The organism is Phormidesmis sp. 146-33 (genome assembly GCF_052939515.1).
Map to the genome: position 1 here is coordinate 41,106 of NZ_JBJPHU010000043.1, position 8,844 is coordinate 49,949.

5 protein-coding genes and 1 pseudogene are annotated in these 8,844 nt (G+C 47.1%); 3 read left to right on the forward strand and 3 right to left on the reverse strand.

Annotation, left to right across the window (positions count from 1 at the left end; genetic code table 11):
• Window positions 1-40: 40 nt before the first annotated feature.
• Complete coding sequence (locus tag ACJ2PR_RS17980) at window positions 41-3,835, reverse strand: AAA-like domain-containing protein (protein ID WP_446867971.1); 3,795 nt, start codon at window positions 3,833-3,835, stop codon at window positions 41-43.
• On the reverse strand, window positions 3,835-5,532 hold the full coding sequence (locus tag ACJ2PR_RS17985) for an AAA-like domain-containing protein (RefSeq protein WP_446867970.1): 1,698 nt from the start codon (window positions 5,530-5,532) through the stop codon (window positions 3,835-3,837). Before ACJ2PR_RS17985 ends, ACJ2PR_RS17980 begins: the two co-directional genes overlap by 1 nt.
• A gap of 314 nt (window positions 5,533-5,846) precedes the next feature.
• Here ACJ2PR_RS17985 and ACJ2PR_RS17990 point away from each other — a divergent pair, with 314 nt between their 5' ends.
• Both ACJ2PR_RS17990 and ACJ2PR_RS17995 read left to right on the forward strand, forming a co-directional pair.
• Entirely contained in the window at window positions 5,847-6,518 is a 672-nt protein-coding gene (locus ACJ2PR_RS17990; protein WP_446867969.1) for a CIA30 family protein, read from the forward strand.
• Between the two features lie 68 nt (window positions 6,519-6,586).
• Window positions 6,587-7,909 carry a DNA methyltransferase gene (locus tag ACJ2PR_RS17995; protein WP_446878013.1) on the forward strand — a complete coding sequence of 441 codons (1,323 nt, stop codon included), beginning with the start codon at window positions 6,587-6,589 and terminating at the stop codon, window positions 7,907-7,909.
• Between the two features lie 116 nt (window positions 7,910-8,025).
• Here the strand turns inward: ACJ2PR_RS17995 and ACJ2PR_RS18000 are convergent, their stop codons facing one another.
• Window positions 8,026-8,244 (reverse strand): hypothetical protein, encoded by a 219-nt coding sequence (locus ACJ2PR_RS18000; protein ID WP_446878014.1) that lies wholly within the window; start codon window positions 8,242-8,244, stop codon window positions 8,026-8,028.
• 287 nt (window positions 8,245-8,531) lie between these two features.
• Between ACJ2PR_RS18000 and argC the strand changes: the two are divergent.
• Window positions 8,532-8,844 (forward strand): annotated as a pseudogene (gene argC / locus ACJ2PR_RS18005) (N-acetyl-gamma-glutamyl-phosphate reductase); the annotation flags it as partial.

The window sequence follows — 8,844 nt, forward strand, 5'->3', positions numbered from 1 at the left end:
TTGACACATTCTACACTTTTACTTAAGCTCATTCCTGTTTCTATTGATTAACGCTTGCACTGGAGCTAGATTGATCGATGGGGCAGATTTTGTTCACACTTGAGGTTTGGGAACCTCTGTTAATATAGTCACTAAGCCAATTACAACCGCGTTTCAGCAGCATATTAACGTCCTCAATGTACCAGAGCTTCACAGTTCCATCCTTCCCAGAGGTGAGGAATTGTTGTCCATCAGGGCTGAAGCTCACGCTATTAACCTCTTGCTCACCGTCCCACTGAGCAATCTGTTGACCAGATAAATTCCAGAGTCGAATTGAACCATCATTAACTCCGGTAACGAACGATTGTCCATCTGGACTAAAGCTCAAGCTTGTGATCCAATTTTCTCGACCTCTCAAGATCGGTCGAGAGATGGGATTGCCGGACAAGTCCCACAGCCGGACTACACCGCTGGATTCTGCAACGATCAGCTTTTCTCCACGGGGACTAAAGCTTGCACCAGAGATCAACACTTTGCTTTCCATTGGAATGGTTTCCAGATTGGCTAAGTTCCAAAGTTTGACTTCATCGAAACCAACGACAAGTAAATACCTACCGTTGCGACTCAGCCTAATATTTGTAATTCTAGTCAGACCCACTGAAAGCGAAGCTCGAATCTCTTCACCCGAAAGATTCCAAAATCTTACAGTACCTTCTTTGTCAGCTGTTACCAGCATTTGTCCGTCAGAACTGAAGGTTACACTCCTAATTTGTCCTAAATTTGTCAACTTCGCAGCTAACGACAACGGTTTCAAAACTGCATCTTGTTTCCCCTCTTCTGACACCCCCCAGAGCGTCACGTTACCCTTACTAGCGATCGCAATACTCCCGTTTGAACTAAAAGCAGCATCGTGGGAATCGCTAAATAAAGTATTTTGTCTTGCTAGCAAATTCCACACTCGCACTGTGCCATTCTGAGCAATAGCAGTTATACGTTTTCCGTCAGCGCTAAAACTAATACTTTTCATAATTCCGACATTACCCACAACCAAGGTAGTCGATCTGGAAAATCTTCCTGAGAGTGGCTCTGTCCAGATATTGATCCGTACATCACCTCCCAAGCCATTATCACCGACTGTCACGAGCCTTTTTCCATCTGGACTGAGAGCTATACTTCTTACCGAGCCTTGATTTGTATTCCATTCTTTCTTTAGCTGTCCATCAAGAGACCAGATTTGTACTTTTCCGCCCTTGCCTGCGGTCATTAAGGCTTTCCCGTCGGGACTAAATTCAATACTGAACATTCTTTCCGTATCAATAGTCCAGTGGGCTTGTTCATTTCCATCAAGATCCCAGAGTCTTACGGTGGACTCAGTAATTGTTGCTGCCTCTGATGGGTTGTCCTCTAGCGTAGCAATCTGCTTCTGCTTGGGGTTAAATCTTAAGTTGGTGACTAGGTTCTGAGTTTCACTCTTTGGACTTATCAACCACGGTTGTGTGATTTGATTAGCCAGCAAATTCCAAAACTGCATTTTGGTTTTACCACCATCTGTACTCACAAAGGCAAGAGATGTGTTGTCTGGGCTAAGTCCAACACTGGTGACTAATCCGTTGACAAGACATCGTTGCGGTGAAGATTTGCCAAGTAGATCCCAAACCCAAATCACGCTTTCAATTCCTCCCTCTCTACTTGCCACTGCTAAATATCTTCCATCTGGGCTAAGGTTGAAACTTGTAACGCGCCCGATATTTTGCTCTACTTTAAACCGATTCATCTGGCGAATTTGATCAAGAATTCGCTGAAGAGCTAGCACAGAACCACTCGCTGAGTGAGCTTTATTAGCTTTAGAATTTTGCTTAATTAACTTTTGCAATGCTTGTCCACTTTCCATTGCCTCAATTAATGAATCTATTTCTTCTACTTCTTTGGTCTCAAATCGTCGCAGTGCATTGATGCCCGCCCATTGAATCTCTGTTTCACGAAGCACATAGTCACGTTCTGCCCTTGCCACTTCAATTTTTTCTTCAGCCACCTGTTGTTTGTACTCTGACTCATCCGTTTGCTTTCTTGCTGCTTGTACCTTTAGACCTGCTGCTAAGATTTGCTGATTAGATTCCCTTTTGACTTGTTGCAGTTCTACTACGGCAGTGCTAAGAGATGTCCTGGCTTGCTCTGCAATTTCTTTTGCGTTCTGTGCATCTGTCTGAAAAAAATTAGCTTGCTCTTTAGCTGATTTTGCCTCTTCTTTAGCTGATTTTGCCTCTTCTTTAGCTAAATTTGCCTCTCCTGTTAACTGATTAGCTCGATATTCCTCTTCACTTGCCGCAAGAAATCGATCGCCTGCATATAGAACCGCTCCAACAGCCAGCACCACAGCTATTCCAGAAACAAACTGTGTCAATATTCGCACAGCCTGACCTTTACGAATAATGCGTTCCGTCTCTTGTTGAGCTTGGATTAATCTCTGATTGGCATTTATTTCCTCCTCTAATGCCAGTTCTGCCTTGTGTCTAGCCTCGTCTAAAATTTGATTGGCTTGTTGCTGGGCTTCTAAGTCTCTCTGAATGTCTTTTCTTGCCAACTCCTGACTGGCAGCCAGAAACACATAGTCCACGTAGCTCAACTTTTTACCGTTCGCCCAGGTTTGACCGTCTCGTAACGCCTTACCTCGAAGTAATCGCGACTCATCCTGATACTTTGAGGTCACCCAGGCATTAAGTGTTTCCGCATAAGGTCTTAAATCTGCCAGTACCCGATCAATCCATGCTTGATTAAACACCAGAGAGTAGATGCGATTGAAAACTTGTAGCTTTCCTTCCCGCTTTACCGCCAGTCCTGCAATCCGCAATGCTATCTGCCCCAAGCTATCATCTGCGGCAATTTCCCCTTGATGGACGATCTGCTGATATAGCCCTAGTAGTTGTCCAGTGCGGTGTTCATTGGCATAGAAAATACGATCACGAATTGTCTTTAAATGCTCTGGCGAATCCTGTGCTTCCCAATTCTCAATAATCCGGGTTCGCACTAGATGCTCGATCCACGCTGTCTCCTGCCCTGCCGGAATTACATCTTCTGCTTGAAGAATCAGCCGACAAACTTTCTGGGTCAAAAACGGTTGTCCTCCAGTCCAATACAGTACGACTTGCATCACTGCTTGCGGATCAGTTGTTTTGGTGGCTAATCCTTGCGCTAACGGCTCAGACTCCTCAAGTTGGAAGCCCGTTAGCTGAATTGGGCGACCGATATTGAATGGAGTACGCTGCTTATCCTGAATTAAATCTGAAGGTGTTGCGACCCCAATCAACGCAAAGGTTAGGCGACGGTAGGCTGGCTTGTCTGCCCGCTGGTTGTAGCACTCTCGGATCAGCACAAAAAAGTCGTCCAGGTTAAACGGCAAGCTCAGCACACTGTCGATCTCGTCAATCAAAATCACGATCGGCTGTGACACCAATTCCAGCAGCACCTCTTCCAGAAATGTGCCAAACCGTTGCACGCAGGATATCAAATGCTGCGATTGCCACCATGCATTCAAATCAAACGATTGCTGCAATCGCAATGGTCGCACAATCCGGTTGACCATGCCCACGTACCATTGCTCCAGCGTGATTTCTGACGTGCCGATCGCGGTAATGTCGATCGCGGCACAGGCAATTCCTTCCGTCTGCAATTGTTGCATTACTTGCACCCGCAAGCTAGACTTTCCCATCTGCCGAGAATTTAGCACATAGCAAAACTCTCCTGATTTTAGAGCATGGTAAAGATCTTCGTCCGCTTGCCGTCGAACATAAGTAGGTGCATCCACTGGAAGGCTGCCGCCAACCTGATACTCATAGGGAAACTCTGGCTCTATAGTCATTAGCCCACCCCCAAACGTTCTTTGAAGTAACGGCGATACAAATCACAGACTGGTATGACATCATTTCCCTGATAGCGTACCAGTCCCATACAAGTGAGCTTAAAAGCTGCTGCGGTTTTGATGCGAACTGGTTTGTCACTCATTACAACTTGCCTCATCGCAGTAATCAAGGCTTCGTCTTCCTCTAAGTTGAGCAAATGGCGACGGAGATGCCCTTCATATTCCCATTCTGCTGTCGGTGCGATCTGCTGGAGTCTTTCCAGACTAATGTCTCCCAGCGCAATGTGATAAAGCGCCATTCGCAGTAGATAGGGATGTCCACCCACCAGCACCATTAATTGAGCGATCTCTGTGTCAACCCAACTCAAGCCATGCCGTTGCACCAAATTCTCAACTTGCTTCTGAGTAAGCTGAGGGAGATCAATAGGAACGCCTACATTGAAAGGAGAGCGATTCACATCCAAAGGGACATACACCTCTTTGGAATAAGTGATCACTAGGCGAAGATTTCTCCAGACTGGATTGATTTTGGACTCCTCATGCCAAGCTCGAAGTAAGCCAAAAAAGTCATTGGCGATCGCGGGATGCTTAAACAACTCATCCACTTCATCCAAGCAGAGCGCTAATACACCATTGATTTTCGGCAAGAGATATAGCTCAAAATAGTCGGTGCATTTATCGTTACTTCCTAAAGCGCCTTTCCAGTAGTCCTCCAGCTTATCTGCTAAATTCAGCTTGCGAGTCACCCTGGCACAAAACCAATGCAGAAAACTATCTAAGCTGGACAGCACCTGTCTTCCGGCTGACTGTAAATCTAAAGAGGTAGCTCGGTATCCCTGCTGAATAGCATGATTCAGAATCCTCAGCATCAGTGAAGATTTTCCCATTTGCCGAGGAGCTTTAATCCGAATTAATGCGCCCGGCTTCATGATCGTCTCATAACATCGCTTCTCGATCGGTGGACGCTCTACATACAAAGGAGAGTCCAAAGGAATCTGCCCTTCTGGTTCATCTAATTTCAAAGAGTCCATCGAGGGTAGACGATCGATTTGAGTTGGTTGATATGGTTGAGGAAGTGATTTTTGATTAGATTGAGCAGTTGTTTCAACGACCGTCGCCTTTCCAGTAGATTGGCACTTCAGCACCGGAGTCAGATGTTCTGCAATTCCTGCCATGCGAATGCTGATGCAGCCCTCCTTAAATGCTCGCTCGACTGATCTACCCGCTCCCAGCGCATCGTAAAACCCAATTGCAAACTCCAGCGCTGCCCGATCTCCAACCTCCTGGTTCATCCCAACCACGTAGCGAATATGTTGTGCAATCGCAACTGCCTGCACCTCAGAGTAACAAGCATTAAGCAGCACACACTCCACCTGCTCAGCATACTCAAACATTCCTGCCAGTGCCTCTGCACTTACCAGTTTTGCTTGACCTGCTTCGTCTTCTAGCGCCAACCCTCCTGTTCCTGCCCCATGTCCAGAGAAGTGAACGATGTGCGGCTCGAACTCCAAAACTGATCGTCGCATATCTTTGGGACGCACTGCCCACTTCTGCTTGAGTTCAAACTGGTCGCGATTTCTTGCACCTTTTAGCGCATCGTCAATCTCTCGAACTTCCTGATCCAAACGTAAAGGAGTCGAGCTTCTGGGATTAGCAGCCAGAATAAGAATTCTTCTAACAGAATCATGGCTCATCATGAGGTGTTTTGCTCAGTATCTGGTGGGCTAACCTATCTTCAAGAGCGTGTTAAGTAATTAACCTGATCTATTATCAACAGAATATTGCCTGAGTTATAAGTGTTAACAGTATTTTTATATATTCAGAGATCAATCTGGTGTGTTCTGATGAAAATGAGGTGATCATGCAATTCGTGTAGCATTTCTACATACTTGTTGAATCTCGCATCTATGTGGGCTTAACAATTAAGGCATTTCTACATGACCTCTGTTACCCTTCAATCGCCGGATCGCCTTGGCGTTAAGCTAGAAGTAGACGTGTTGTCGGGAAAGTCATGACTCAAGAAAAACGGACTCAGTGGGATGCAGGTCGGTTTGTACAAACGCTGGCATACTTTGAAGTGATCCCATTTGTAAGCTGGATTCAGAAAATGTTTCAAGGTGGAACGGTGCGATCGCAGGCGATCGATCCTCAGTCGGGACTGTTGTTTGATTTTGCCAAAGCGTCTGAAATGAATACCAGTTGGGGCGCATTGGATGATGTGGTGATGGGAGGCGTGAGTGCGAGTTCGGTACAATTTGTGGACGGGGCAGCTTTGTTTACAGGCAATGTGTCTACAGCCAATTCAGGTGGCTTTGCCTCGATTCGGACGCGCAACTTTGAGCCAGCGATCGACCTCTCCCATTTCACAGGAATTGAGCTTCGACTAAAAGGCGACGGCAACCGCTATAAGTTTCTAATTCGCGACGACGACAAATGGGACAGCATCGCTTATTCTCACTCCTTTGATACCGCGAGTGGGGAATGGATTACCGTGCGGATTCCATTTACTGAGTTGGTTCCTGTCTTTCGCGCCAAAACCTTGCAGAATTCTTTAATTAACAAAAACAGCATTCGATCGCTGCAATTAATGTTGAGCAAATTTGAGTACGACGGCGGCCTAAATCCTCACTTCACCCCCGGAGCGTTTCAGCTATTTGTGGGCACGATCGCCGCTTATTTGTAGAGGTCAAATCAGACTTCGGGGGCCCGTGTAGAAAAAGAAACTTTTGAGAGAGCAATTGCTCTACTACAATGGCAGTGCCAGTTACGCCAGCTTCAGAGCCGTTGCAATACCTACAGCCTCTCATTCCCAATCTCAAGATCGAGCACCGCAATTCAGACCTCAATCATCTTCGTGATCAAGATCGAAAGGCTCATGATTGGTATCGGTTTGTGCTGTCCTATCCGCCGCATCTGGTGCAGGATTATTTGCAGAAATTTGGGGTTGAGTCTGGTCAAACGGTTCTCGATCCCTTTTGTGGCACCGGGACGACGATCGTCGAATGCAAAAAACAGGGCATTCCCAGTGTCGGCGTTGAGGCAAATTTGATGGCCTGGTTTGCCGGGACGGTAAAAGTCGATTGGACTCCCGATGCTGACAAACTGTTGAGCCATGCCCATCAGATCGCTGAAAAAACTCAGAACCTGTTGAACGCTGAAGGAGATATCTCCTTGAGATCGCTCCCCGAAGACAGCCTCAAACTGTTGCTCAAAAATTCCATTAGTCCGCTTCCGCTCCACAAAACGCTCGTCTTGCTAGAACAGATTCAACAAGACAAATCGCCCTACTGTCAGCACGAATTATTAGCGTTGGCAAAAGTATTAGTTTACTCGGTCGGCAATTTGCAGTTTAGCCCCGAAGTTTGTGTCGGCAAGCCCAAACAAGATGCGCCCGTGGTGGAACTGTGGCTCGACGCAATGGGAGCGATCGCGCAAGATCTCCAGCACCTTCAACCCCTTTCTGACACAGCCGCAACGGTTCATCACGCTGACTCGCGCCACATTCTCAAAGTCTTAGAGCCAGACTCGATCGATGCTGTGATCACGTCGCCGCCCTACCCCAACGAAAAAGACTACACGCGCGCGACTCGGTTAGAATCGGTGATTTTAGGCTTTATTCGCGACAAAGCAGAACTGCGAGCGATGAAAGAAGGCTTAATGCGATCGAATTCTCGCAACGTCTATAAAGCCGACAACGACGATCAATGGGTAGCGCACCATCCCGAAATTCAGCGCATCGCCCACGACATCGAAGCCCGACGAATCGAGTTAGGCAAGACGAGCGGATTTGAGCGGGTCTATGCTAGAGCCACAAAACTTTACTTTGGCGGCATGGCAAAACATCTGGCGGATCTTAGATATGCTTTGCGTCCAGGTGCCCAACTGGCCTACGTTGTGGGGGATCAGGCTTCCTATTTGCGCGTCATGATTCGCACAGGACAACTGCTGGCGGATATTGCTCGATCGCTCGGCTATGAGGTCGTCAACATCGATCTTTTTCGGACTCGACTGGCAACCGCCACTAAAGAACAACTGCGCGAGGAAGTCGTTGTTTTACGCTGGACTGGGCGTTAGTCAACTTGATCAAGTTTTGCCGTTCGTTGCTCAAATCTTCTGCCTCCCAAGCTGCCAATTCTGGGGACTTTAAGACGAGAATTTCACTTCAATATGAACTATTTAGTGTGAACTATTTAGTGTGAACTAATGGTGGGAAACGGAACGGTGAGCAGTATCGCAAAACCAACGATCGCCATTCCCAAAGACACGCCCAGTAGTTTTAAGCGATTTTGCCAGGACGGAGATTTTTGGGGAACGAGCCAGAGGAGCAGGGTGGCGATCGTCATCAAACTGCCCAAAATTGCCGCCGTTCCGCCCAGCCAAGCCACCACCAACCAGGTAAAAATCATCATTTCGATTCTGCAAACGGGCTGTTCTGAGTATCGTACAACGCCAAAGGTAGGGTGAACTACCGCTAGAGTAGGGGACAACTTGTTTGAGAAATTCGTCAGGGATCGCATCCAAACCTCTGCCATTTAGACACTAGACTTCAAAGACCTTAAGTTTTAAGATGAATCACGATTTCTTCGGTCTAAAGTCTTATATCTTTGGGCATACCAGATCTTCTTTAAGATCTCCCGATTCAGCATTACAATGCAGCAGAAGTTTCGCCGTTCAATTGTCATAAGGGTCAAAAAACATGGGTGATTTAGGGCGTGTACCCGTGGGTGTGGTTGGCGCATCAGGCTATGGTGGGGTGCAGTTGGTTCGCCTGCTGATGGATCACCCAAACCTGGAATTGGTTTATCTAGGCGGCGACAGTAGCGCAGGTCAAGAATTTTCGAGTCTCTATCCTCATCTGGCCCATCGTGTCAGTCAGCAGATCGAGCCGATCGACCTCGACAAAATTGCCGATCGCTGTCAAGCTGTCTTTCTCTCGCTGCCGAATGGACTGGCCTACAAAATGGCTCCGACCCTATTGGCAAAAGGTTGTAAAGTGCTGGATCTGTCGG

Coding starts and splice junctions, on each gene's coding strand:
- ACJ2PR_RS17980 (WP_446867971.1), bottom strand. CDS start 3,835: ATGACTATAGAGCCAGAGTTTCCCTATGAGTATCAGGTTGGCGGCAGC.
- ACJ2PR_RS17985 (WP_446867970.1), bottom strand. CDS start 5,532: ATGATGAGCCATGATTCTGTTAGAAGAATTCTTATTCTGGCTGCTAAT.
- ACJ2PR_RS17990 (WP_446867969.1), top strand. CDS start 5,847: ATGACTCAAGAAAAACGGACTCAGTGGGATGCAGGTCGGTTTGTACAA.
- ACJ2PR_RS17995 (WP_446878013.1), top strand. CDS start 6,587: ATGGCAGTGCCAGTTACGCCAGCTTCAGAGCCGTTGCAATACCTACAG.
- ACJ2PR_RS18000 (WP_446878014.1), bottom strand. CDS start 8,244: ATGATGATTTTTACCTGGTTGGTGGTGGCTTGGCTGGGCGGAACGGCG.